This window comes from Dechloromonas denitrificans, from assembly GCF_020510665.1.
GTDB lineage: Bacteria > Pseudomonadota > Gammaproteobacteria > Burkholderiales > Rhodocyclaceae > Azonexus > Azonexus denitrificans_B.
In genome coordinates this window covers 1,262,237-1,285,684 of sequence record NZ_CP075187.1, presented here as the reverse complement: position 1 = coordinate 1,285,684, position 23,448 = coordinate 1,262,237, and the positions used below count along the sequence as shown (strand labels likewise).

The 23,448-nt window shown below is 59.7% G+C and carries 19 protein-coding genes and 1 riboswitch; of the genes, 18 read left to right on the top strand and 1 reads right to left on the bottom strand.

Annotation, left to right across the window (positions count from 1 at the left end):
* Positions 1 to 3: 3 nt before the first annotated feature.
* The 12 genes from KI614_RS05955 (at position 4) to KI614_RS05900 (ending at position 15,937) form a co-directional block, all read left to right on the top strand.
* Complete coding sequence (locus KI614_RS05955; RefSeq protein WP_226408553.1) at positions 4 to 603, top strand: hypothetical protein; 600 nt, start codon at positions 4 to 6, stop codon at positions 601 to 603.
* On the top strand, positions 600 to 2,882 hold the full coding sequence (locus KI614_RS05950; protein ID WP_226408551.1) for a hypothetical protein: 2,283 nt from the start codon (positions 600 to 602) through the stop codon (positions 2,880 to 2,882). Before KI614_RS05955 ends, KI614_RS05950 begins: the two co-directional genes overlap by 4 nt.
* On the top strand, positions 2,879 to 3,940 hold the full coding sequence (locus KI614_RS05945; protein WP_226408549.1) for a hypothetical protein: 1,062 nt from the start codon (positions 2,879 to 2,881) through the stop codon (positions 3,938 to 3,940). Before KI614_RS05950 ends, KI614_RS05945 begins: the two co-directional genes overlap by 4 nt.
* A gap of 27 nt (positions 3,941 to 3,967) precedes the next feature.
* Positions 3,968 to 6,097: a TonB-dependent receptor plug domain-containing protein gene (locus KI614_RS05940; RefSeq protein ID WP_226408547.1), complete on the top strand. Its 2,130-nt coding sequence runs from the start codon at positions 3,968 to 3,970 to the stop codon at positions 6,095 to 6,097.
* Positions 6,098 to 6,142: 45 nt separating this feature from the next.
* Positions 6,143 to 7,093 carry an AAA family ATPase gene (locus KI614_RS05935; RefSeq protein WP_226408545.1) on the top strand — a complete coding sequence of 317 codons (951 nt, stop codon included), beginning with the start codon at positions 6,143 to 6,145 and terminating at the stop codon, positions 7,091 to 7,093.
* A 128-nt stretch (positions 7,094 to 7,221) separates the two neighbouring features.
* Positions 7,222 to 8,049, top strand: coding sequence for a DUF58 domain-containing protein (locus KI614_RS05930; RefSeq protein ID WP_226408543.1), 828 nt, complete (start codon positions 7,222 to 7,224; stop codon positions 8,047 to 8,049).
* Positions 8,046 to 8,588, top strand: coding sequence for a hypothetical protein (locus KI614_RS05925; protein ID WP_226408541.1), 543 nt, complete (start codon positions 8,046 to 8,048; stop codon positions 8,586 to 8,588). Before KI614_RS05930 ends, KI614_RS05925 begins: the two co-directional genes overlap by 4 nt.
* Positions 8,585 to 10,162: a multiheme c-type cytochrome gene (locus KI614_RS05920; RefSeq protein WP_226408539.1), complete on the top strand. Its 1,578-nt coding sequence runs from the start codon at positions 8,585 to 8,587 to the stop codon at positions 10,160 to 10,162. The genes KI614_RS05925 and KI614_RS05920 overlap by 4 nt, the downstream gene beginning before the upstream one ends.
* Entirely contained in the window at positions 10,159 to 10,560 is a 402-nt protein-coding gene (locus KI614_RS05915; protein ID WP_226408538.1) for a type II secretion system protein GspG, read from the top strand. Before KI614_RS05920 ends, KI614_RS05915 begins: the two co-directional genes overlap by 4 nt.
* A gap of 5 nt (positions 10,561 to 10,565) precedes the next feature.
* A complete protein-coding gene (locus KI614_RS05910; RefSeq protein ID WP_226408537.1) occupies positions 10,566 to 12,647 on the top strand; it encodes a DUF3488 and DUF4129 domain-containing transglutaminase family protein in 2,082 nt (693 codons plus the stop codon).
* A gap of 54 nt (positions 12,648 to 12,701) precedes the next feature.
* Entirely contained in the window at positions 12,702 to 13,883 is a 1,182-nt protein-coding gene (locus tag KI614_RS05905; RefSeq protein ID WP_226408536.1) for an FTR1 family iron permease, read from the top strand.
* Positions 13,880 to 15,937 (top strand): putative bifunctional diguanylate cyclase/phosphodiesterase, encoded by a 2,058-nt coding sequence (locus tag KI614_RS05900; RefSeq protein ID WP_226408535.1) that lies wholly within the window; start codon positions 13,880 to 13,882, stop codon positions 15,935 to 15,937. The genes KI614_RS05905 and KI614_RS05900 overlap by 4 nt, the downstream gene beginning before the upstream one ends.
* A 16-nt stretch (positions 15,938 to 15,953) precedes the next feature.
* Here KI614_RS05900 and KI614_RS05895 read toward each other — a convergent pair whose 3' ends face one another.
* Positions 15,954 to 16,436: a transcriptional repressor gene (locus KI614_RS05895; RefSeq protein ID WP_226408534.1), complete on the bottom strand. Its 483-nt coding sequence runs from the start codon at positions 16,434 to 16,436 to the stop codon at positions 15,954 to 15,956.
* A 132-nt stretch (positions 16,437 to 16,568) separates the two neighbouring features.
* Here KI614_RS05895 and zigA point away from each other — a divergent pair, with 132 nt between their 5' ends.
* From zigA to KI614_RS05865, 6 genes are read left to right on the top strand one after another with little or no spacing between them, the layout of a single operon-like run.
* Positions 16,569 to 17,801, top strand: a complete 1,233-nt coding sequence (gene zigA, locus KI614_RS05890) for a zinc metallochaperone GTPase ZigA (RefSeq protein WP_226408533.1) — start codon at positions 16,569 to 16,571, stop codon at positions 17,799 to 17,801.
* Positions 17,802 to 17,804: 3 nt separating this feature from the next.
* Positions 17,805 to 18,914 (top strand): CobW family GTP-binding protein, encoded by a 1,110-nt coding sequence (locus KI614_RS05885; protein WP_226408532.1) that lies wholly within the window; start codon positions 17,805 to 17,807, stop codon positions 18,912 to 18,914.
* A complete protein-coding gene (gene cysS, locus KI614_RS05880; RefSeq protein WP_226408531.1) occupies positions 18,911 to 20,308 on the top strand; it encodes a cysteine--tRNA ligase in 1,398 nt (465 codons plus the stop codon). The genes KI614_RS05885 and cysS overlap by 4 nt, the downstream gene beginning before the upstream one ends.
* Positions 20,305 to 20,568, top strand: a complete 264-nt coding sequence (yidD, locus tag KI614_RS05875; protein WP_226408529.1) for a membrane protein insertion efficiency factor YidD — start codon at positions 20,305 to 20,307, stop codon at positions 20,566 to 20,568. The genes cysS and yidD overlap by 4 nt, the downstream gene beginning before the upstream one ends.
* A 3-nt stretch (positions 20,569 to 20,571) precedes the next feature.
* Positions 20,572 to 22,497, top strand: coding sequence for a threonine--tRNA ligase (gene thrS / locus KI614_RS05870; protein WP_226408527.1), 1,926 nt, complete (start codon positions 20,572 to 20,574; stop codon positions 22,495 to 22,497).
* Entirely contained in the window at positions 22,491 to 23,087 is a 597-nt protein-coding gene (locus tag KI614_RS05865; protein WP_226408525.1) for a 6-pyruvoyl trahydropterin synthase family protein, read from the top strand. Before thrS ends, KI614_RS05865 begins: the two co-directional genes overlap by 7 nt.
* 103 nt (positions 23,088 to 23,190) lie before the next feature.
* Positions 23,191 to 23,446: riboswitch (cobalamin riboswitch) on the top strand.
* Positions 23,447 to 23,448 lie beyond the last annotated feature (2 nt).

Sequence of the window (23,448 nt, the reverse complement as noted above, 5' to 3'; positions counted from 1 at the left end):
TCCATGCCCCATCGTATCCCCCCAAACAAAGCCCCACACTTCGCCTGCGGTCTTCTGGTACTTGCCCTGAGCGCACCGGCATGGGCTCAGAACAAGGCGCTTGAGTTGTCGCGCGACAAGACTGTCGACCTGCAGCCGTCAATGCGCGAAAACCTCGTCACCATTGGCCGCTATGCCGAATCGGTCAACCGCCAAATCGGCAAGCTCTCAGGAGAGTCGGCTGCACCCGAAACGCAGCCGCTGGCGGAGTCGCCGGCGAGGCGTGAAATTCCGCCGGGGCGACGGATGGAGACAATGATCGACCCGTTCGAAGTCTCGCCACAATTACGCGATGGCCGTCGCTCACCGGGCAATTTCAGCGGCCTGCCGGTTGCCAGCAAGCTGGATATACAGCGTCAGGTCCAGGTCAAAGCGCTGCTGGTCACTGCACGTGGGCGCGGCGCTCAATTGCTCGTCCGCGGGCAGCAAGCCATCCTCGTCAAGGACGGCGACCTGGTCGACTTCGGCGATCTAGGTACCTTCACCATCCATGTCGGCGCTGTGGACGGCGTCACCCTGACCCATCCTGGCCTGCCCCAGGGCAACAAGATCACCTTACGATGAAAAGACTCCCCTACCCCCTGATCGTTTTCGCCGCCGGTCTGATCTCTTTTCCTGCATTTGCCGTTGAAGCGGCGAAGCCGGCGACGACTGCAAGCAAGTCATCGGCCCGTCCTGCCGGGGAAAAAAAACCGGTACCGGGCGCGCTCGGCACCTTCCAGCTATCCCAGATCCGTCTTGAAGATGTCGCACGCCTGTTGTCGCAGATCGGCAACGCGAATGTTGTCGTGACCAACAAAGTTTCAGATTTGATCGTTTCGCTCTATTTACACGACGCCAGTGTCGACGACATGGTACGTAATCTATGTCGTGCCGCCGGCGTCTGGTATCGCTTCGACTCAAGTTCAAAAACCTACGTGATCATGAGCAGCGAAGAGTACCAAAAGGACCTGGCCATCGTCCGCGACGAGAAAACGCAGGTATTTACGCTGCGCCATCACAACGTAGTTTCAACCGCCAATGCCATCAAGGCACTGTTCGGGGCACGCGTCGCACTCAGTAATCCGATCGAGGAAATGCCGCCAACGTCACTGGGCAGCGGTAACCGGACGTCTTCGGGCGGACGCGGCGGATCGGGCAACGCCTCCGGTAACCAGGCAAGGGGCGGTAGCAGCAATCAGGGGGGCAACAACAATGCCACGGGCAATGCTGGTGCGATAGGCAACACCGGCATGTTTGACTCGTCGCAGGGAGCAGGCAACCTTGGGCGCGCCGGCGGCAGCGCGCAAGGCGCCACCAATTACGATCCGACGACCGACCTCAATCGCATGAGCCAGGACAGGATCGCCGCTCAGACCAGGCTCGATGCCAACGGACAACCCTTGCTATCGGGGTCCGACATCCAGGAAATGGCTGCCCGGCAAGGACCGGCCATCCTGGTTACCTACAACAAGCTGAACAACTTGTTGATGGTACGAACCGGTGACGAACAGGCTCTCAAGGAAATTGGCAAGCTGGTATCCGACATGGACCAACCGCCCAAGCAAGTTTTGCTGGAGATGAAAATCCTTGAGGTGACGCTGGATGAAGGCTACCGCTCAGTGTTCGACATCGGGACCGGCAGCAAGGGAACGACCAATGGGCCTGGTGGCTGGGGTACGACCAACACTACCGGCATCACACCTCGCAACAGCCTGGGTTCGGGCTTGTTCGCCGTCGAGCAAAATGCCAACCTGATCTGGCAGATCATGAGTAGTTCATTGAGTTTGCGCCTGCAACTGCTGGCCAACGAGAACAAGCTGAAGGTTCTTTCTTCACCGATGCTGGTTGCCGCCAACAACCAGATAGCCCGGCTATTCATCGGCGATGAGCGCGTGCTGACGGTCGGTGCTTCATCGCAAAGCGTGACCGGGACAACTGGTGCGACCAATACGACGATCACCGTCGAGACCGAAAAACGCGATGTCGGCCAGAGCCTGGCGATCCTGCCGCGGATCAATGGCGACCATTCAATCAGCCTGACGGTCGACCAAGACAGTTCAACCGTCAAGATCGGCGATGCAACGATTCCGATCTCCACCGCCAGTGGCAACGTCATTTATTTCCCGATCGACACGGTCAACACCGCCAACCTGCAGGTTACGGCTCATGCCAAGCATGGCATGACAGTAGCCATTGGCGGCATGATCAAGGAAACCCTCACCCGGGACGACGAAAAGGTACCGGTGCTCGGCGATGTACCGGTGCTCGGCTTCTTCTTCAAGCGCGATGTCAGGGCCAAGATACGGACCCAAATCGTCCTGCTGATCACACCGACCATCATCGAGAATCCGGAAGACGGCGATAGCATCGCCGCTGCCAAGCGGCAGGATTTCAATGCTTTGACTGCGACCGTGCCAAATACGCCGATCATCCCCAAGCTGACCAACAATCCACCGGCACTTCCAGCCTCGACAATTGCCGGAGGCCAGGATGGAGATACCAGCTTCGCCGCACTGGCCAGGGCCGCAGCGACCGCCGTTCGTCAGAAAGACCCAACTGCCATACCACCTGAAGGCCTTCGCGCAGTACCACTCAACGACCATAATCGCCTGCAACTGGCTAACGGCATGGAAGCCAGGCCGAGTGCCAGTTGGCAACGCGACGGCCTCTATGTAACGGCCTTGCAGATCATCAACCCGGGAACGAAACCAGGGCAGCTGACGCCAACCCTAATCCGCGGGCGCTGGGCCGCGATGGTGCTGGAGCGCACCCAACTCGATGCCGCCCCCGGTACCGGATCGTGGACATGGGCTTATGCCATTTCCCGCCACCCATTCGAGCAAGCGGTTGAACGGCCGTGAGAATTGACTGTTTTACCTTGTCGACCGCGACAATCGTCCTGGTGTTTAGCCTGCCGGCACAGGCCGACCCGCTGGCCTCGGCGAGCATGGCTGTGTTCGATGCAGACGGGCCTCGTCATGTCGACCTCACCCCCACCGAGACCCCCGTCCTGACTGTATTTACACCGGATGGTGAACGCGAAGTAGCGCTGACAACGAGTTGGCCGGAAATCCAGGGAAGCGGTTACCTGAAGCTCTCATCCGGATATCGCCACGACAAGCTTCGGTACAACATTCCGGGCAACGGCGCCAATATCGCTTCCGAACTGACCTGGCATGTGCCTGCAAGCGAAATTCGTGTCGACGGTGACTGGACACATACCTCCGGCTTGACCATCAAGGGGCATCTGGCCTATGCCCAAGCCATCGCCGGTGGCGAGGTGCAGGACTCGGATTATCTTCTGAGCGATCGGCAAGGTGAGTTCTCCCGCTCTTATGCCAAACCGCAAGACAGCCGGATGTTCGATATCTCGCTCGGTGCCGGCTGGAAACTACCGCTGGGCAAAGGTAATTCGCTGACACCGATGCTCGGCCTGGCACGTTACGACAGCCTGTACCGCATGCGCGACGGACAGCAAGTCATATCGGCCTATGGTTTCACCACGCCCCTGGGCTCATTTCCGGGTTTGGACAGCAAGTACAACCCGGTCTGGAGCAGCGTCTGGCAAGGCCTTTCAGCCGAATTCGAACCGCTTGCCCAATTTGCCTTGCGCGCGACGATCAAACATCACTGGTTCGATTACCGGGCCGAAGCTGACTGGAATCTGCGGAGCGATCGTGCCCATCCGATCAGTTTCGTACATGAAGGCTACGGGCGCGGATGGGAAAACGAACTTGGTGCCGACTGGCGACTCTTCCAGTCACACCGCCTGACGCTGGATCTATCAATGCGGAAGTTCGAGTTGAAGGATGGCAAGCGAATCCTCTACCCCGCCAGTGGCGGAAGCATCGAAACCTCTCTCAACGAAGTCATTGCCGACAGTTGGTCGGCTCGCCTTGGCTATCGCCACGACTTCTGATCTTTCTCCCCCCTGTTTAAGGCATCCATGAAAGTATTCTCCACAAAAGACTTGCAGCGAGACAACCTCCGCTTGAAACCGGTCGCCTGGATACTTGCTGCACTCGTCGCAGCCCCGGCCAGTGCAGCCGATTTGCCTGAAAAGGAAAAGACGCTGGGTGAAATCGTTGTCGGCAACAAGCGGGAAAGCAGTGCCAAGCGCCCTTACCTGCGCAACGAAATTGCCCCGGTCGAAAGCTGCACAGTTGAAGAATTCACCAAATCCGGCGCCACCAATATTAACGAGGCACTCGACAAGCGGCCGGGGGTGGCGGTTCAGGTTGAATGCTCGATCTGTAACGCCCGGTTCATTTCACTGAATAACCTGCCCGGCCGATACACGACATTGCTGATCGACGGTGTGCCTCTGTTTTCCGCTGTCTCACAGGCTTACGGTCTGGATTCGGTCGGCCTGCGCGGACTGGAACGAATCGATCTGATGCGCGGAGCGGGTGCCTCCGGACTGACCCCGGATGCACTGGCTGGCACGGTCAATATGGTGACCCGGCGTCCAGTCAAGGATGAAGGCATGATCGAAATGGCTATCGGCCAATACGGCAGTCGCCGACTCGACGCCCAGGCCGCTAGCGCCGGCACGGCTGGCGCCGTAACCGCCAACATCCACACCAACCAGCATGATTCGGTCGATGGTGACGACAATGGTGTCTCTGAATATACCGGTTATTACCGCAAGTTGGGTGGTATCGGGTTTTTCGTCGACGATCTCGGCGGCTTCAAGCTCAAGGGGCGGATTGATGCAATCGACGAAAAGCGCAATGGTGGTGCTCTGGGCACCGATTACGATGCCATCAAAGCCAGCCGCAGCGGCAACCCTTTCAATTTTTCCAGGGGCGCCCATGCTTCGCCTTATGCCGACGGATGGGTTAATCCGGTCAACGGCAGCAAAGTCAGCTATACCGATGGCCGTACGGGGCTCTCCGAAATCATCTTCACCCAACGCCAATCGGCCTATGTCACTGGAGAAAAGCGCCTGGGCGAGGCGCTACTCAATGTTGCCGTCGGCTATGCCCGCCACGATCAGGACTCTTTTTACGAGGGCAACATCTACAAGGCGAAGCAGAACCAGGGTTACCTGATGGGCAGCCTCAAGGCCCCCCTCGCCGGAGGTGTGTGGACGGTGCTGGCCGATTGGCGCTACGAGGACCTACGTTCACAAGCGCGATTGCCGGATGGAACGCCGGCCAACGGCCTCGACAACTATACCTTCCGTACCCCGGGCCTGGGGGTGGGGGCTAACTATGCGTTGTTCGATGAGCAACTCGAAGTCGGTGTCAACTTGCGTGGTGAAAACCATAATGTTTATGGAACGCAACTGGCACCACGCGTCAACCTGCTGTGGCATCACAACGAACATGCCAATAGCCGCCTCTCGATGGGCCAGGGCTATCGCGCACCGACCAGCTATTTCGAACAGGATCACGGCATTCTCAAGACGCTGGTCATCAGGAACGAAACCGGTGGTGTCGAGAAATCGAAAAACCTGATGTACAGCTTCGACTGGCAGGATGGCGACTGGAAGTTTCTCGGCAACGCACACTACACGAAGCTCGACAAGCTGGCTTACCTCGATGTCGGCGCAACGGAATCAGTACTGAGAAGCGCCAGCGAATCCGTCAAGGTAAAAGGGCTGGACATGCAGTTGGGCTACCAGGTGAGCAAATCACTGGCAGCCAGCCTTGGACTCGAAGCGGCCCACTACGACTTCCCGGTCGGCACCCTCGCCTTCGCCCGGCCAGACCGTCGCATCTATCTCACCGCTGACTGGGACAGCGGCCCACTCGATATTTTCGTACGTGCCACCTGGACCGGTCCGCAGAATTTGAAAAAGTTCTACTACCGCGACGAGCAGCACTACAACTTCGACGGCAGTGCCAAACCGGACAAGAGCCCGGCTTTCTGGACCGTAGACACCCGCATCCAGTACGCCATCGACAAGCGCTGGGCAGTCTTCGCCGGGGCCGACAACATTTTCAACTTCAAGCAGAGCGACCACGACGGCATGTTGTGGGTCAATGCCGACGGTGCGGTCGATGTCACTCACATATGGGGACCGAACCGCGGACGTTTCGTCTATGGCGGCTTGCGCTTTGAAATCTAAGGGCCGGATACCCCTGCGCGCCCTATCAACCACCGAGGAAGACACATGAATGCTCCGCATCACCCGATCGATCAAACCATCCACAACGATCGTACTGCACTCGATGCCGCCCTTGCCGCGGTCAACAACGTTTTACTGGGCAAAAGCAATACCGTGAAACAGGCCATGGCCTGCCTGATTGCTCGTGGCCACCTGCTGCTTGAAGATCTGCCCGGCATGGGCAAAACGGTACTGGCCCATGCGTTGGCCAAAACACTGGGCCTGTCATTCAACCGAGTTCAGTTCACCAACGATCTTTTGCCGGGCGACCTGACTGGAGCGGCTATTTTCATCAAGGAACAGGGGCAATTTGTTTTCCACCCCGGCCCGATCTTCACACAATTGCTACTGGCCGATGAAATCAATCGCGCTTCGCCAAAAACCCAGTCAGCCTTGCTGGAAGCCATGGAAGAACGACAGGTATCAAGCGATGGCGCCACCCGTCCGCTGCCAGCGCCATTTTTCGTGATTGCCACCCAGAACCCGGTTGATCAGTTGTCCACCAACCCGCTACCCGAAGCCCAACTCGACCGTTTCCTGATGCGCATCTCGCTCGGTTATCCCGATGCTGCGGCTGAATTGGCCGTGCTGCGCGGAGAGGATCGCCGGAACATTCTTGAACGCCTTGCCCCCAGCCTGGACACAGCCAGCCTGCTCACCCTGCAACAGGCAGCGCGCGACATTCATGCCAGCGATGCACTACTCGCCTACATCCGTGCACTGGCTGAACACACCCGGCATGGTGCCGGGCTGGTCTACGGCCTGTCGCCCCGCGGCGCTCTGGCACTGCTGGCCGCCGGACGAGCCTGGGCAATGCTTGAAGGGCGCGATCATGTTCTACCAGGCGATATCCAGAGCATATTCCCATCGGTAGCGATGCACCGCCTGGGCCTAGGCGATGCCCGCCATGCCGAAGCTGCCGCAGCACAAATCATCGAGGCGGTGCCGCTGCCATGAGCCAGGCGCCTCGCCCAGCGAGCAGCCATCCTCCAGCTGCCGTTGATTCGCTCAAGCGGAAAGATAGACATGTCACACGCTTTCGCCACAGACCATTGCGACCGACGGCTGCCGGAATTTTCTGGCTAATGGCGGTTGCAGCCCTGATCGCCACCGCAGTCAATTACGGCAACAACCTGATTTTTGCCCTTGCCTTCCTGCTCTTGGCTGTCTGGCTGCAGTCCGGCTGGACGTGCTATCGGCATTTGGCCAGGCTTCACTGGCGTGCCAACCGCCCCATACCGGTTTTTGCGGGTGAAGCACTATGCCTCGATGGTCAACTAACGGGGGGCTGCCTGCGGGATGTCGAAGTATTCCTATCAACCAGCCACTCGACTGGCCAGCCCGAAATACTCGACTCAACGGGTGAAGCCTGCCTCGCAACGCTGTGGCCGACCGTGCAGCGGGGTGAAATCAGGATCGACACACTCAGCTTGCAGTCACGCTGGCCACTTGATCTGTGGCTGGCCAGCCGGTCCTTGCCACCGCTCATTGCCCTGGTCTATCCACATCCAGCCGGAAACACCGCCTTGCCGGACGGTCACCCGCGCAGCGCCCACCGGCAAGCAGCCAGCGACGACTTTCAGGGATTGCGCGCCTACGTCCCGGGCGATTCGCCACGACGCATCAATTGGCGGGTATTCGGACGACGCGACGAACTGGCGGTGAATCATTTCGACGGCGCGTCGGGTGGCCAGGCACTGTGGCTGACATGGGACGAGATGCCGGGTGACGGCGAACACCGTCTGGCCCAACTGACCCGCTGGGTACTTGCGGCCGACCATGCCGGCCGGGAATACGGCTTGCATCTTCCGGGTCAGTCTTTGCCGCCAGGCCGCGGCCGGTTGCATCGCGAAAAATGCCTGCGCCAGTTGGCAATCTTCAATACCACTGTCTTTTCAACGCCAAACCCATGACGACACATGCCACAACGGCTTCCCCAACCACCGGCGATGACGCCATCTTGCGCTGGCGCACGCGCGACACATCGCGCCACCTGATGCAAGGCTTCGCGGGGGCTTTCGCGATTGCCTGCTGCACCGGCCTGCTGCTTTGGCTGAATGTCGGCCACGGTAATTTCATCCAGCTTTTACTGCTCACACATCTCGCCGCCGGCACCCTGTCATTCCTCATGTTCGTGCCTTTCATCATTATTCACTGGCGTGACGGACGAGAGCCATTACGTCACCTGCTATGGCCTTTTCACCTCATTCCGGAATTGCAATGGGATGCATACGCCCGCAAACGCCTGATCGGCCATGCCTTGATGTGGCTGCTGGCACTCGTGCTACTCAGTGGCCTGCTTGTCTCCTTGCCGGCTATCGCCTATCTGGCCGGTCGGCCAGTCACTCTGCCCTATGGCGCCCACGTTAGTCTGCTGCGCCCGCATGCCTGGCTGACCGTGCCACTTCTCTTCAGCCTCATTTGGCACTTGCCAAAAAAGGTGCGCCCATGAAACTTGCCGCCCCTCTTCAACACTTGCTGCTGGTCGCGGCTGCGACGCTGGTCAGTGCCGTAGCTGCTTTTTTCATGCTGCATGAACCACAAAATCTTGCGGTCGACGGCCAAAAAGACCTGCCTTTCTACACCTTTCCTTTTGGCAAAAATCCCTTCGCTCCCGGTGAGTTGAAAACAACCGATCACGCTCTGGTCGACTGGCGCGGCATTCCCTCGGCACGCGATTGCGGCGAATGCCATAAACAGGAATTCATGGAATGGGTCACGTCGATTCACGCCGTTTCCGACAGCGACCGAATCTACGACACATCGGTACTGCAGAACACGTTGGCCGCCAAAGCTGCCGAAGCCCACGGACAGGAAAAAGGCCGCTGGTGCGAATCCTGCCACAACCCGCTGGGCATGCTCAGTGGCCAGGTAACGCCGGCCGCCAGTGTCCCTGATGTGGAAACGATGGAAGAAGGGACCAGTTGCATTATCTGCCACACCGCCGTCCATGCTGAGCCTCTGGCTGGCAATGGCGCGCTGACCATCAAGCTGAACCAGATTTTTCGCCATCTCAGCCCGGCGCTGATCATGGCCGCCCCTTCACGCCATGCCAAGGATATGCAGGCCAAACGCGATGCACCGCTAATGGGCAGCAGCGCATTGTGCGGTGCCTGCCACACCGAAATCCGGCCGACTACAGTTGCCGGCCAGGAACCGATGAACTTCCAGGATACTTATGATGAATGGCGACACTCGCCGTGGGCCGAAAAGGGTGTGCAATGCCAGGACTGTCACATGGCGCGCGACCCTGCCGCTGCGGTAGCGGCGCTGAAACGCGGCGACAAACCGCCCAAGGGCATTTCGCATCGTATTGTCGGCAATAACTACCTGCTCTCAAATCCTGATTTACCGGGCAATCTGATGGGCCATTTGCGCGGCGGCGCCCCAACCGGGGTCAACAAGATGTATAGCCGCGAGGAGTACGAAACCGAACAGCGCCGTACCCATCAACAGATCGTTGCCTTGCTCAGGGAAGCTGCTGAAATACAGCTTGAAAACGGGGTAGACCGCAGCAACAAGCCGATGTTGGGCGTTACCGTTGCCAACCGCGGAGCCGGCCATGCATTGCCGACCGGTCCGCTCGACCAGCGTTATATGTGGCTCGAAGTGGTGGTCAGCGACAGCAAGGGACGCAAGGTTTTCCATAGCGGTGCCTTTGACGGCAAAAAGGGGGAGGAGGCCCCGGACGCCGTACGTTGGGTCAAATTGCTGAAAGACAAAAACGGCAAGGATGATCGCCGCCATGTGCTTTTCGATACCGACCATCTTCATTACCCGCGCAAGCCGATTCCTGCCGGTGCCAGTGAACGGATCGACTACACCTTGCCGGCACTGCCACCTGGCCAGTACGCAGTCAACGTCCGACTATGGTACCGGCTGGCTTTCCAGGAGATTTTGCAAAACTTCGAAAGTCAGGGACAAGGCAAGGTCGAGGTCGTCATTCCACCACTGACCATGGCGGAAACCAATGGCCAATTACACATTCCCACGCCGCCGCACCCGGCCAAGGGAGAAAAGCCATGAACCGCTTATCGATACGCCGGCAACGAATCAACCTGCTCGGAGCTCTCGGCTGGCTGATTCCCCTAGCCGTCGCAATAACAGCCGTTCTCTGGCTGAATCACAGTCAGCCAACCGATCAGATGCGCAAGATTTCGAAGGCACGCGATGAAATCCGCGCTATTTCGGCTGCCTTGATTGCCCCGCGCCCAGGTGGTCAACGCATGCCCAACAGCCGCCAAGGTCTTGCTGTGCTGATCGAGGATGGCACGCTGCCGCATATTCCACATGACCCTTGGGGGCGTGCCTACCAATACCGCAATCCCGGCACCATTCGCGCCTGGGAACTCTACTCACTCGGCCCGGACGGCATTGAAAGCGCTGACGATATCGTCGGCTGGAACCTGTACGGAGGCCGTTGAACACAATGCATCTCAATCTTTCAACGCGTCCGGCCATCTGGTCGCCAAGCCTTTTGCCGCTAAGCCTGGTCATACTGGCACTCGTTGCCCATGCACCAGCCTTGCCGCCCGCAGCCTTTGCCGTATTTTTCATGGCACTGTCCAGCCGGCAGTTGCCCACGCAACGCTGGGTACCCGCGTTGCGACTCCTTGGGCTGGCTGCTTGCTATATCGTCTGCGGGCTGCTTTCCGGATGGCTGGACAGCACTACTCTGCGGATCAACCTGCTGCTCATTCTTGCCCTTAAATGGGCCGAGAGCCGTCATCAACGGGAGTTTGCCCTGCTTTCTGCCGCAGCCGTCGTTGCCGTTGCCATCGGGCTATTGCAGTGGAGTGAAGGAACGGGGCTTGTATTCGTCATCGGCTCAGCCCTCGGTTTGTTTGCTGCAGCCGGCTGGCGCTCGTCGATTGCTCCGGTCAACTTGCTGCGCACAGCCTCATTGCAGTTATTGGTCGCCTTGCCACTGGCTGGCATATTTTTCCTGTTTTTCCCGCGCATTCCCGGTCCGCTCTGGGATATCGGCCTGACATTCGGTTTGCCACTACCCGCCAGTATCGAAAAATCAAATCAAGGTCTGGGCATCTCGACCAAGCTCAAACCCGGTCAGACACAAACCGGTGCCAGCGACGGGCAAGCAGTACTGGTTGCCGAGTTCAAGGACTGGGTCCCCCCAACCAGCCTGCTTTATTGGCGCGGCCCGGTGTTCTACGATTTCGACGGTCAAGAATGGCAACTGGATGCCGACTACGCCGCCGGCAATGGGCGCCGGATCATGCAGCAGGGTTGGCGGCACAGTGCAGATTTCAAGAAAATTTTGCAGTCGACCGCGCAAGAGGTTCATTACAAGGTTCGCCTGACGCCACATAACGGACTGTGGCTCTACGGCCTCGACCTGCCTTCGCAATTGACCAGTGAATCCTTCATCGGGCCAGACTGGCAGGTGCTCTCGCACATGCCGGTTCAACAGGAAATGAGCTACGAGCTGACTTCCTGGCAGGAATGGACGGCCGGTGGCGAATTAACCGCTGCGCAGCGACAACGTGCCCTGGCTCTGCCCGAAGGCAGCAACCCGCAACTGCGCACCCTTGGTGCCGAAATGGCCAGTGCCGGCGAGGCTGATGCAATATCGCGCCAGGCCCTGGCCTCTCTGGCCCGCGGAGGTTACCGGGTACGCGACCGCTTCACGCCACCAGAGGGCGCCGATGCCCTCGATACCTTCTGGTTTCAAAGCAAGGAAGGTAATGCCGAATTTTTTGCCGCTTCGTTCGTTTTCCTGATGCGCTCGGCCGGCGTGCCGGCCCGGCTGGTCACCGGCTATCGTGGCGGCAAATTGATGGCCTTGACCGACTACGTCGTGGTCAAGCGCAGTCACGCGCATGCCTGGGTCGAAATCTGGGACGACAAAAAAGGCTGGCGACGCATCGACCCGGTCGATGTCATCGCCCCCGAACGCTTTACCGATGGACAACCCCAGCCCAAGCCAGTTACCCAGCCCCCTCCCCGACCGACACCTCCGGCCCCGGCGGGTAATGATCGTGCCGCACCTTCGCCAGTCGGTGGTTTTACTGCAACGGCAGCCTCCGGCAAAACGATGGCCGATCCCATGAAACTGCCAGACCTATCCGGCTGGCTTGGGCGCTGGGTTTTCCGTCTCGACGGAACGCAACAAAAGACACTGCTCGCCGGCAAGGGAGGGGGGGTTGCCTGGCTTTGGCTACTTGCTGCCGCTGCATTGGGCTGCGCACTATTGTTCGCAAGCAGCCTGTTGATTGCGCTCTGGCGGGAAAATCACCGCCTGCCTTTGCCTCAACGGGCCTGGAACAAGGCTTGCCGGCAACTTGCCCGGCACGGCCTGGTACCGGGAGCCAACGAATGTCCCGGCAATTTTTCCCGTCGGGTCAGCATCGCCCACCCGACCTGGGCAACGGCGATCTACACGCTTGCCGAGGCCTACACAGCCTGGCGCTACGGTCCTCAACCGGAAATGATCGCACCCCGTGTCCCTGCAGCTGCGCGCTTGATGATCAACCGAATTCTGGCGGGCTAGTCAGTGTCCCGCCATTTCCTGACTCCCGCTTTTCTTTTCCATCGACAGATCGCCATGCCACTTTTTCGCCTGTTCAACCTGCTCATTCTCGGCCTGACCTTGCTGGTCACGACCCCGCTCGTCAGTGCTGCCACCGATGGTGCTGCGGTCGTTGCCGAAATAACCCGGCGCGGAGATTCGGCAATAGACAGTTACGAGCCAAACAACCGCCTGCCCACGGCCACCGAATTTTCCAGTCTCTATTTTGAGGTTTTTGAAGGTGCCGGCATGGAGCTCGATCTCGGTCTTAAGTCCCCTGGACTGAAAAGCGAGCTGGAGGTTCAGTTCGGCATTGTTAATGGCAAAGCAATGCGCGGCGTCCCGGTTGACGACCTTAAAGCGTCCTGGTTGGATCTGCGCGGCAAACTGCAGGAGGCCGGCACCCTTTACGGCAAGGAAGAGGCCGACGGTTTTCTACCGGTTTTCATCAAATCATTGCTGATTCTGTTACGCGAAGGCGTGGAGGCCATGCTGGTGGTCGGAGCCCTGGCCGCCTATCTGCGCCGGGCCGGCGGTGGCGACCGGATCTGGGTGCTTTATGCCGGAGTCGGCATCGCAATTCCGCTGTCGCTACTCACTGGCTGGGCACTAACCGGTGCCTTGCAGGCTGCCGGTACCTCACGTGCCGTGGTCGAAGGGATCACCATGCTACTGGCCGCAGCGGTACTCTTTTACGTTAGTTTCTGGCTGTTTTCAAAGCGCGAGGCGCAGCGCTGGCAAGCGTGGATTGCCGGGCAGATTGACAGCGCACTGTCCCAAGGCTCGCTACTAGCCCTGGGAGGGGCTGCATGTCTGGCGGTCTATCGGGAGGGTGCTGAAACCGTACTGTTTTACCATGCGTTGGCAGCTGGCAGTTCAGGGAGCGGCGGTGCAATAGCGGCTGGAATTGGCGCAGCATCGACCATCTTGTTATTCATTTACCTGGCGCTTCGCCATCTTTCATTGCGACTGCCCTTCCAGTTGTTCTTTGTCGGCACAGCCGTGCTGCTCTATGGCCTGGCCATCGTTTTCATGGGGCAAGGCATCATCGAACTACAAGCCGCTGGCCATTTCGGCAGTCGGCACCTGCCTTGGGTTCCTCTGGTGCCATGGCTTGGCATTTCGCCCAGTTTGCAGGGAATCGCAGCACAAGGGGGCATGCTGCTACTCCCTGCAGCAGCCTGGGCTTGGCAACAGCGACGGGGATCCATGCGATGACAAGCGCCGATATTGCTGAAAAATTGCACGACCAGGCTCATCAATCGGCAAAAAACAAGGAAGAACGCCTGTTACCCATACCCGGCATCCGCGAAGTCCAGGCTGGCAAGCGACTGTTGCTGGCGATGACCACGGCGGGCATCTTTTCATTACTGGCCTGTGCGGCATTCTATCTTTTCGAGATGGAGCGCTTGACCAGCCGGCAACTTGCGGCGCTGGCCCACCATGCAGGCCAGACCATCCATGCTGCCGATCTAGGCTGGCAGCGTATGCTCAGCGTTGAATCCGGTGCCCGTCCTTCCGAGGTAGCCTTGTCGTGGCGAATAACTGACGGTCAGCAAATCAACCGGGTCGCCACCCTGAGACAAGCCAATGGCCAAAGCAAAATCCGCCTGATTCCGCTTGATAATGCCTGGCTTACCTCCGGTAGCCAGCCAGACTTACGCCTTTATCTGGTCTGGCGAAATCGTGTCGTTGCCTCCTCACTGGGTGAGGCCGGGGCCGGCGAGGCATCTGCTCTGGAGCCGGAAGTGATCGGCCGTATTGCACGCCAGGGAGCGCTGTTTGTCCAGGCACCGACACGCTGGGACAGTCAGGAAAACAGCCCGCTGCTGGTCGTTCAACAGCGTTTGTCGCTACCTTTCTCGTTAAGCGAGATTGCGTTGGCCGGATTATTCCTGTGGGGCATCTTAGCCGGCCTGATCTGGCTCACAGTCGGAATCTGGTTGAACAAAGCGCTCCTGCACATCCAGTTCCTCGCATATCACGACCCGCTAACCGGGCTGATCAACCGCGCCGCCTTGCGCATTGGCTTGACCCATATGTTGGCCGAAAGCCGCCGCAACCAGACACTGCTGGCAATTTTTTATCTCGACCTGGATCGTTTCAAGACGATCAACGACTCGCTGGGTCATGCAGTTGGCGACCTGGTGTTGAAAGAAACCGGGCAACGTTTGCTGGCCTGCGTGCGAGATACCGATTTTGTTGCCCGGCTTGGCGGGGACGAATTTATTGTGGTGGTTGGTGAGTTGAACGATCCGAATGATGCTGCAGCGATTGCTCGCAAGATTAACGGCAGCCTGGCCGAGCCGATCATCTTGCCCGAACATCACCTGCAGACGGGGTGCTCGATTGGCATCGCCATCCATCCTGGCTCAGCGATCGATCCGGACAGCTTGATAAAACAGGGTGATAGCGCCATGTATGCAGCCAAGCAGACAGAGCGAGGGGGTTACCATTTTTACGACGAAAGCTTGGGCGCCAAGGTAGAGCAGCATCTCTCGCTTGAATTGAAAATGCGCCGGGCAATGAGTGAAGGTAATTTTGAACTCCAGTACCAACCGGTTGTCTCCAACCAGAACGGCAATCGACTCAATGGTTTCGAAGCCCTGATCCGCTGGCCTCACAGCGACGGCCCGATCGCACCAGCAGAATTCATTCCACTGGCTGAGGAAACCGGCCTGATCGTACCGCTCGGCGACTGGGTGCTACGTCAGGCATGCAAACAGATGCAGGCATGGCATGAGCAATTTGACCCCGACAACAAGTTGTCGATTTCAGTCAATGTCTCAGTTCGTCAACTTCATGCCGGGAATTTTCCGGAACGGGTCGCCGAAGCGCTGGCCGAAAGTGGCTTGCCACCCAGTTCATTGATCCTGGAACTAACCGAGAGCCTCTATATCGATCGCCACTCCGCCATTCCCGATGCACTGCATCGACTCCGAAAAATGGGAGTCCGCCTGGCCATGGATGATTTCGGGACCGGCTATTCCGCATTGGCCAGCCTCTCTCGTCTGCCAATTAATCGCCTGAAAATAGACCGTTCATTCGTCCGCAACATTACCCGGATTCCGGAAGAGCTGGCGATCGCCCGAACCATCATTGCGATTGGCCAGCAACTGGGCCTGGAAATTGTCGCCGAGGGGGTCGAAACAACCGAGCAGGCTACGCTATTAAACGATAGCGGCTGTCATATTCTGCAGGGCTGGCTGTTTGGACGGCCTCTTGCGACCCAAGAAATCTCAACCATCCTGGATCAATTTCAATCCACCTAAGTTCGCGAGTGAGTATCTATGCGACGCCAACACACTTCGGACACAGCGCACTGATTTCGACCTCCGGACTTTCCAGACGATGCCCGGCTGCGGCCAGGCTGGTCGACAGCGCACTCATCACCGACTGCTCCTGCAATTCGGTCACCCCGCTGCATTTCGGACAGACCAGAAACAGACTGGGAATCTGATGCGAGGTGTGCCGGCAGGCCACAAAGAGATTCATCCGACCGATCTTGTGCGCCAGACCCTGCTCGATCAGGAAATCCAGTGCGCGATAGACGGTCGGCGGCGAAGCACCGGGGCGGGCTTCCTTGATCCGGGCCAGTAGATCGTAAGCCTTGACACCGGTCGGACTGCCGTAAAGCAGATCCAGCACCTCGCGGCGGATCGCCGTCAGGCTGGCACCTCGTGCGCGGCAGGCAGCTTCGGCCCGATCAAGGGCAGCGGCATTGCCACCATTTGATGGCTGACACTCAACGTCGGAAACAGGGGTGCTCATAAATTTTGCCTTGGTGGTGCAAATGCAATGTTATAACATTGCATTTCATGTATCCAGAAGCCTCTATGTTAACCCGACTGGAAAGCGTCTTTCGCGGTGCTGCTCCGGCACTCGATGATCCCCCCAAAAAAAATGACAAGCCAAGCCCACAAAATCGACCCTCGCCTTCCCGTTACCGTCCTGTCCGGCTTTCTCGGTGCCGGCAAGACCACCCTGCTCAACCATGTCCTTAATAATCGTCAGGGCTTGCGCGTCGCGGTCATCGTCAATGACATGTCCGAGGTCAACATCGACGCCCGGCTGGTTGCCGAAGGCGGTGCCGAATTGTCGCGCGCCGAGGAAAAGATGGTCGAGATGAGCAACGGCTGCATCTGCTGCACGCTGCGCGAAGACCTGCTGATCGAAATCGCCCGCCTGGCCAAGGAAAAACGCTTCGATTACCTGCTCATCGAATCGACCGGCATTGCCGAACCGCTGCCGGTCGCCGAGACCTTTACCTTCCGCGACGAGGACGGCACCAGCCTGTCGGATATTGCACGGCTGGACACCATGGTCACCGTCGTCGATGGTTTCAACTTTCTGCGCGACTACAGCTCGCAGGACTACATCGCCGACCGGGGCGAAAGCCTGGGCGAAGACGACCAGCGCACGGTGGTCAATCTGCTGGTCGAACAGGTCGAGTTCTGTGACGTCATTGTCCTCAACAAGACCGATCTCATGCCGCTGGAAGATGTCGCCCGTCTCGAAGCCATCCTGCAAACGCTCAATCCACGGGCCGATATCGTCCATGCCCGATTCAGCGAGGTGCCGCTCGAACGCATCCTGAACACCGGTCGCTTCGATTTCGAACAGGCGGCGGATGCGCCGGGCTGGCTGCAGGAGTTGCGCGGAGAGCACATTCCGGAAACCGAGGAATACGGCATTTCGAGCTTCGTCTATCACGCGCGCCGGCCTTTCCATCCGGCGGGCTTCCATCTCTGGATCAACCAGGAGTGGCCGGGCGTCATCCGCTCGAAAGGCTATTTCTGGCTGGCCTCACGCCCCGGCCTGGTCGGTAGCTGGTCGCAAGCCGGCCCGGTAACCCGGCACGAACTGGGCGGCTTGTGGTGGGTTGCCGTACCTGAGGCGGAATGGCCGCAGGACGAGGAAAACCGCCAGATCATCATGCAACGCTGGGCCGAGCCCTACGGCGATGCCCAGCAGGAACTGGTGATGATCGGCATCGAAATGAATGAAGCCGCCCTGCGCCAGGCCTTCGATGCCTGCCTGCTGAACGACGCCGAACTGGCCGCCGGGCCGGAAGCCTGGGGACGTTATGAAGACCCGTTTCCGCGCTGGGTCATCAATGAGGGGAATGAGGAGTAAGCGATGAAGGCTCAGGACATTGAATACCGTATCCCTGTCACCCTGCTCACCGGCTTTCTCGGCGCCGGCAAGACGACGCTGCTCAATCACCTGCTCAGCCAGCCGGAAATGGCCAAGGCGGCGGTGCTGATCAACGAATTCGGCAGTGTTGCGGTCGACCACCATTTAGTGAGCAAAATCGACGAAGACCTGATCATGCTCGACTCGGGCTGCATCTGCTGCACCGTGCGCGGCGATCTGACGCGCAGCCTGACCGATCTGTTCATGAAGAGCCTGCATCGAAAAATCGTCCCGATCAATCGCGTGGTCATCGAGACCACCGGCCTGGCCGACCCGGCCCCGGTGATCTTCACGCTGATGGAAGACTTTTTCATTGCCGAGCGCTTTCGTATCGACGGTGTCGTGACCGCCGTCGATACGACGCATGCCGCCGGGCAACTGGCGCAGCACCCCGAAGCGGTCAAGCAGGTGGCGATGGCCGACCGTCTGCTGCTCAGCAAGTGCGATCTGGCCGAAGGACCGGAGATCGAGCAACTCAGCCAGACCTTGCGCCGGATCAATCCGGCCGCAGCGCAGATTTATGTGCGCCGTGGCGAAGTTGCACTGGCCTCGATTACCGGCTGCGGCCTCTACGATCCGGGCAGCAAGACCCCGGATGTCGCCGGCTGGCTGGCCGAGGAGAAGGTCCGCGAGGAACGCCGCAAGGCGCACGAGCATCACCACCATCACCATCACGATGTCGACCGCCACGATGCCGAGGTCTACAGCTTCGCGCTGACTTTCGACCAACCGCTGCAATGGGTCTGTTTCGTCGACGCGATCAGCATGGTGCTGCAGGGCATGGGCGACCGCATCCTGCGCATCAAGGGCCTGCTCAATGTGATCGGCGATGACAAGCCGCGCGTTGTTCAATGCGTCCAGCACACCAACTACCCCTATACCCGACTCGATGAGTGGCCGGCTGAAGCGCCCTACAACGACAAGCGCAGCCGTCTGGTGTTCATCGTCCGCGGCATTGATCAACTCCTGATCGAAAAAGCCTTCGCCATGTTCTGCGGGGTGCTCGACGGCGAGCGCCGGGAAGCGCTAGTGGCCGAAGGGCGAATGAAATGAACATCCGCCTGCACAACACGCTGACCCGGCAGAAGGATATTTTTGTACCGGCCGATCCACAGCGCGTCACGATGTATGTCTGCGGCCCCACCGTCTACAACTACGTGCATATCGGTAACGCCCGCCCTGTGGTCGTTTTCGACGTGCTCTACCGGCTGCTGTCGCGGCATTTTCCGCAGGTGGTCTACGCCCGCAACATCACCGACGTGGACGACAAGATCAACGCCGCCGCTGCCGCCAACGGTGAGGCTATCCGCGTGCTGGCCGAGCGTTTTGCCGCCGCCTACCGCGCCGACATGACGCAGCTGAACGCCCTGGCACCGAGTATCGAACCCTGGGCGACCGACCATGTACCGCAGATGATCGCCTTGATCGAGCGCTTGATCGAGCGCGGCCATGCCTACGCCGCCGAAGGTCACGTCCTTTTTCACGTTCCGTCGTTGCCGGATTACGGCAAACTCTCCGGCCGCAACCGCGAGGACATGATTTCCGGTGCGCGGATCGAAGTCGCGCCCTACAAGCGCGACCCAGCTGATTTCGTGCTGTGGAAGCCGTCGACCGCGGCACAGCCGGGCTGGGACAGTCCCTGGGGCTTCGGCCGTCCCGGCTGGCACATCGAATGCACGGCGATGATCAACACCCACCTCGGGCCGTCGATCGACATTCACGGCGGTGGCCAGGACCTGATTTTTCCCCACCATGAAAACGAGATCGCCCAAGGCGAAGGAGCCCATGGTGGCCAGTACTGCCGCTACTGGTTGCACAACGGCTATGTCACGGTCGACGGCGAAAAGATGTCGAAATCGCTGGGCAACTTCCGCACCGTGCGCGACCTGCTGCAGCATTACCCGGGCGAAGTCATCCGCTACGCCTTGCTCGCCGGTCACTACCGCAAGCCGCTAGACTTTTCGCTGACCGCACTCGATCAGGCACGGGCAGCGCTCGACCGCCTGTACGGTAGCCTGCCAGCCACCGGCAGCGCGCCACCCAAAGTGCGTGCCGAAGCCGTCGAAGCGGCGCTGGCCGATGACCTGAACACGCCGCTGGCACTCGCCTGTCTGCACGAAACCGCCAGCGCCCTGCGTAAATGTACCGATCCGGACGAGCAATCACGCCTGCACGCCACGCTGCGTGACGGTGCCGACTTGCTCGGTCTGTTGCAAGCCGACCCATCCCAGTGGCGGCAGCAAGGGGGCATGGCGGCTGTGCAAACCAGCGGCCCGAGCCCCGAACACATCGAAACCCTGATTGCAGCCCGGCAAGCTGCCCGTGCAGCGCGTGATTTCGCCCGTGCCGATGCCCTGCGTCACGAACTCGCCGCGCAGGGCATCGGGATCGAGGACAAGGCGGCCGGCACCACCTGGCATCGCCTGCACGCGGAGCCCGTGGTATGACACGCCTGCTGACCCGTGGCCTCCAGTTGATCATTCGCGGCTATCAGTTGTTAATCAGCCCGCTGCTCGGCCCGCGCTGCCGGTTTCATCCCAGTTGCTCCCACTACGCCCAGGAAGCACTGCAAGTCCATGGCATGCGCCGTGGCGGCTGGCTGGCCCTGCGCCGTATCGGCCGCTGCCACCCCTGGCATCCCGGCGGGCTCGATCCCGTCCCGCCGGCCAGCACGGGCACCCCCACTGACAACATCAAGAGCCCCTAAAATATGCCCATCATCACGCTGCCCGATGGCAGCCAACGTACTTTTCCGCAAGCAGTCAGCATCGCCGAACTGGCTGCCGACATCGGCCCCGGTCTGGCCAAGGCCGCCCTGGCCGGCCGGGTCGATGGTCGGTTGGTTGACACCGCTTTTGTCCTCGACCGGGATACCAGCCTCAGCCTGATTAGCGCCCGCGACCCGGAAGGTGTGGAAATCCTCCGCCATTCTTGCGCCCATTTGCTGGCCATGGCCGTCAAACAGCTTTATCCGAGCGCCCAGGTCACCATTGGCCCGGTGATCGAGGATGGCTTTTTCTACGACTTCGCTTTCGAGCGCCCTTTCACCCCCGACGATCTGGCTCAGATCGAAGCCCGCATGCAGGCACTCGCCGCCGCCGATCTGCCGCTCAGCCGGCGCGAACTGCCGCGCGACGCAGCCATCGCCCATTTCGAGCAACTCGGCGAGTCCTACAAGGCCGAACTGATCCGCACCATCCCCGAAGGCGAAACCTTGTCGCTGTATGCCCAGGGCGATTTCGAAGACCTCTGTCGTGGCCCGCATGTGCCGAGCACCGGCAAGCTGCAGGCCTTCAAGCTGACCAAGGTGGCCGGCGCCTATTGGCGCGGCGATGCCAAAAACGCCATGCTGCAGCGTATCTACGGCACCTGCTGGCCGGATGCCAAGGCGCTCAAGGGCTATCTGACTCGCCTAGAAGAAGCCGGCAAGCGCGATCACCGCAAGCTCGGTGCCCAGCTTGACCTGTTCCATTTCGACGACTGCGCGCCCGGTTCGGTGTTCTGGCACCCGAAAGGCTGGACCCTGTTCCAGCAACTGATCGGCTACATGCGCACGCAGCAGGAGCGCGCCGATTATGTCGAGGTCAATACGCCCGACGTGATGGACCGCAGCCTGTGGGAAACTTCCGGCCACTGGTTCAACTACCGCGAGGCGATGTTCACGACGACCACCGAGGACGAGCGCGTCTTCGCCCTCAAGCCGATGAACTGCCCGGGCGCCGTTTCCCTCTTTGCTCAGGGGCTGAAAAGCTACCGCGACCTGCCGCTGCGCATGGCCGAATTCGGCAAGGTACATCGCTACGAACCGTCCGGCGCATTGCACGGTCTGCTGCGCGTGCGCCATTTCACCCAGGATGACGCGCACATCTTCTGCACACCGACCCAGATGCAGGACGAATGCGCGAGCACCATCGCCCTGGTCTTCGCCATCTACCGCGATTTCGGCTTCGACGATGTCGCCGTCAAGCTATCCACCCGACCGGCCAACCGCATCGGCAGCGACGACACCTGGGACCAGCTCGAAGGCGCGCTGTCCGGGGCGCTCGACCGGATGGGCATCGAATACCGGATCAATCCCGGCGAAGGCGCCTTCTACGGCCCGAAGCTGGAATTCGTGCTGCGCGACGCCATCGGCCGCGACTGGCAATGCGGCACGCTGCAGGTCGACCTCAACCTGCCCGAGCGCTTCGACATCAGCTACATCAGCGAACAGGGCGAACGCGAACGTCCCGTCATGTTGCACCGGGCGCTGTTCGGTTCACTGGAGCGCTTCACCGGCATCCTGATTGAGCATTACAGCGGCCTCTTTCCGCTCTGGCTGGCACCGCAGCAAGCCGTCGTGCTGAATATCAGCGAAGGGCAGGCCGACTATGCGCAAAGCGTGCTGAAAGTCTTGAAAAAGGCCGGGCTACGTGCCGCGATCGATCTGCGCAACGAAAAGATCGGCTACAAGATCCGTGAATACACACTGCAGAAAATGCCTTACCTGCTCGTCGTCGGCGACAAGGAAAAAGCCGAGGGTCGCGTCGCACTGCGCACGCGGGCCGGCGAAGACCTTGGCAGCTTGCCGCTGGCCGAAGTCATCGCCCGGCTGCGGCAGGAAGCGCAGCCGCCCGGCAGCGAGGCAGCATGCTGATCCGCAAACTGTTCAAGTTCGAGAACGCCCACATCGTGCGCGGCTGCAGCACGCGGCGTTGCTCGCATTCGATCCACGGCCACTCGTACAAAGTCGAACTACTGCTCGAAGCCCACGCGCTCGACCACGGCCAAATGGTCTACGACTTCGGCCTGCTGAAACACGGCCCGCGCACGCTGATCGATGCCTTCGACCACGCCGTCGCCCTCTGGTCGGGCGACGACCCGGACTACATCGCCGCCTGCCAGCGCTTTTCCGAGCGCTGGATTCTCATTCCCGTCTCGCCCAGTGCGGAGCAATTCTCACGGCTGTTCTTCTTGCTGATCGACCGCTTGCTGGACATGACCGAGAAGACCAACGGCGAGGCCGACGTGCGCCTGCACTCGGTCATCGTCCATGAAACCGAAACCGGCTACGCCCAGTGTTTTCGCGAAGATGCGGTCAACCCGAAAATGGGCCTGATTCTGCCAGGCGATATCGTATTTTCACCCGCCATACAGCAGGACTGGGCCGATGCTGCAGTGCGGAGTTTGCTGGAGCAGGCGCTTGATCAATCCGGTATCGACAAGCAGGTACAAATTGCCTCCTAGTCTGGTGACACGTATTATTCGTCCGTCCCGATACGTCTTTATTGATGCATCGGCACAAAAAACTGTCGACTCAGGCAATGACACAGCCCGACTGTTTTCAAAGGTGTCACCCCTTGCATCAGGTGCCTGTTTCGGTAACGAAACGGGTGAAACGGGAACGAGGTGCGCGATCAGCGATGATCGCAATGCCTCGGCTGCCCCCGCAACGGTAAGCCAGTGCGGCTACATCATGGTGAATCAACGATTCACCGGCCACTGCGCCATGACGTGGCGTCCAACCGGACGCGTGCGGATGGCGTGGGAAGGCGATGTAGCAAACCTGGCGAGCCCGGAGACCGGCCTGCTGCATTCCTGCTGTACG

Bases quoted from the DNA above. Each gene is read 5' to 3' on its own strand.
- KI614_RS05955 (WP_226408553.1), top strand. From the start codon at position 4: ATGCCCCATCGTATCCCCCCAAACAAAGCCCCACACTTCGCCTGCGGT.
- zigA (WP_226408533.1), top strand. From the start codon at position 16,569: ATGACAAGCCAAGCCCACAAAATCGACCCTCGCCTTCCCGTTACCGTC.
- KI614_RS05950 (WP_226408551.1), top strand. From the start codon at position 600: ATGAAAAGACTCCCCTACCCCCTGATCGTTTTCGCCGCCGGTCTGATC.
- KI614_RS05900 (WP_226408535.1), top strand. From the start codon at position 13,880: ATGACAAGCGCCGATATTGCTGAAAAATTGCACGACCAGGCTCATCAA.
- KI614_RS05895 (WP_226408534.1), bottom strand. From the start codon at position 16,436: ATGAGCACCCCTGTTTCCGACGTTGAGTGTCAGCCATCAAATGGTGGC.
- KI614_RS05920 (WP_226408539.1), top strand. From the start codon at position 8,585: ATGAAACTTGCCGCCCCTCTTCAACACTTGCTGCTGGTCGCGGCTGCG.
- cysS (WP_226408531.1), top strand. From the start codon at position 18,911: ATGAACATCCGCCTGCACAACACGCTGACCCGGCAGAAGGATATTTTT.
- KI614_RS05905 (WP_226408536.1), top strand. From the start codon at position 12,702: ATGCCACTTTTTCGCCTGTTCAACCTGCTCATTCTCGGCCTGACCTTG.
- KI614_RS05885 (WP_226408532.1), top strand. From the start codon at position 17,805: ATGAAGGCTCAGGACATTGAATACCGTATCCCTGTCACCCTGCTCACC.
- KI614_RS05910 (WP_226408537.1), top strand. From the start codon at position 10,566: ATGCATCTCAATCTTTCAACGCGTCCGGCCATCTGGTCGCCAAGCCTT.
- KI614_RS05935 (WP_226408545.1), top strand. From the start codon at position 6,143: ATGAATGCTCCGCATCACCCGATCGATCAAACCATCCACAACGATCGT.
- KI614_RS05930 (WP_226408543.1), top strand. From the start codon at position 7,222: ATGGCGGTTGCAGCCCTGATCGCCACCGCAGTCAATTACGGCAACAAC.
- KI614_RS05915 (WP_226408538.1), top strand. From the start codon at position 10,159: ATGAACCGCTTATCGATACGCCGGCAACGAATCAACCTGCTCGGAGCT.
- yidD (WP_226408529.1), top strand. From the start codon at position 20,305: ATGACACGCCTGCTGACCCGTGGCCTCCAGTTGATCATTCGCGGCTAT.
- KI614_RS05940 (WP_226408547.1), top strand. From the start codon at position 3,968: ATGAAAGTATTCTCCACAAAAGACTTGCAGCGAGACAACCTCCGCTTG.
- thrS (WP_226408527.1), top strand. From the start codon at position 20,572: ATGCCCATCATCACGCTGCCCGATGGCAGCCAACGTACTTTTCCGCAA.
- KI614_RS05865 (WP_226408525.1), top strand. From the start codon at position 22,491: ATGCTGATCCGCAAACTGTTCAAGTTCGAGAACGCCCACATCGTGCGC.
- KI614_RS05925 (WP_226408541.1), top strand. From the start codon at position 8,046: ATGACGACACATGCCACAACGGCTTCCCCAACCACCGGCGATGACGCC.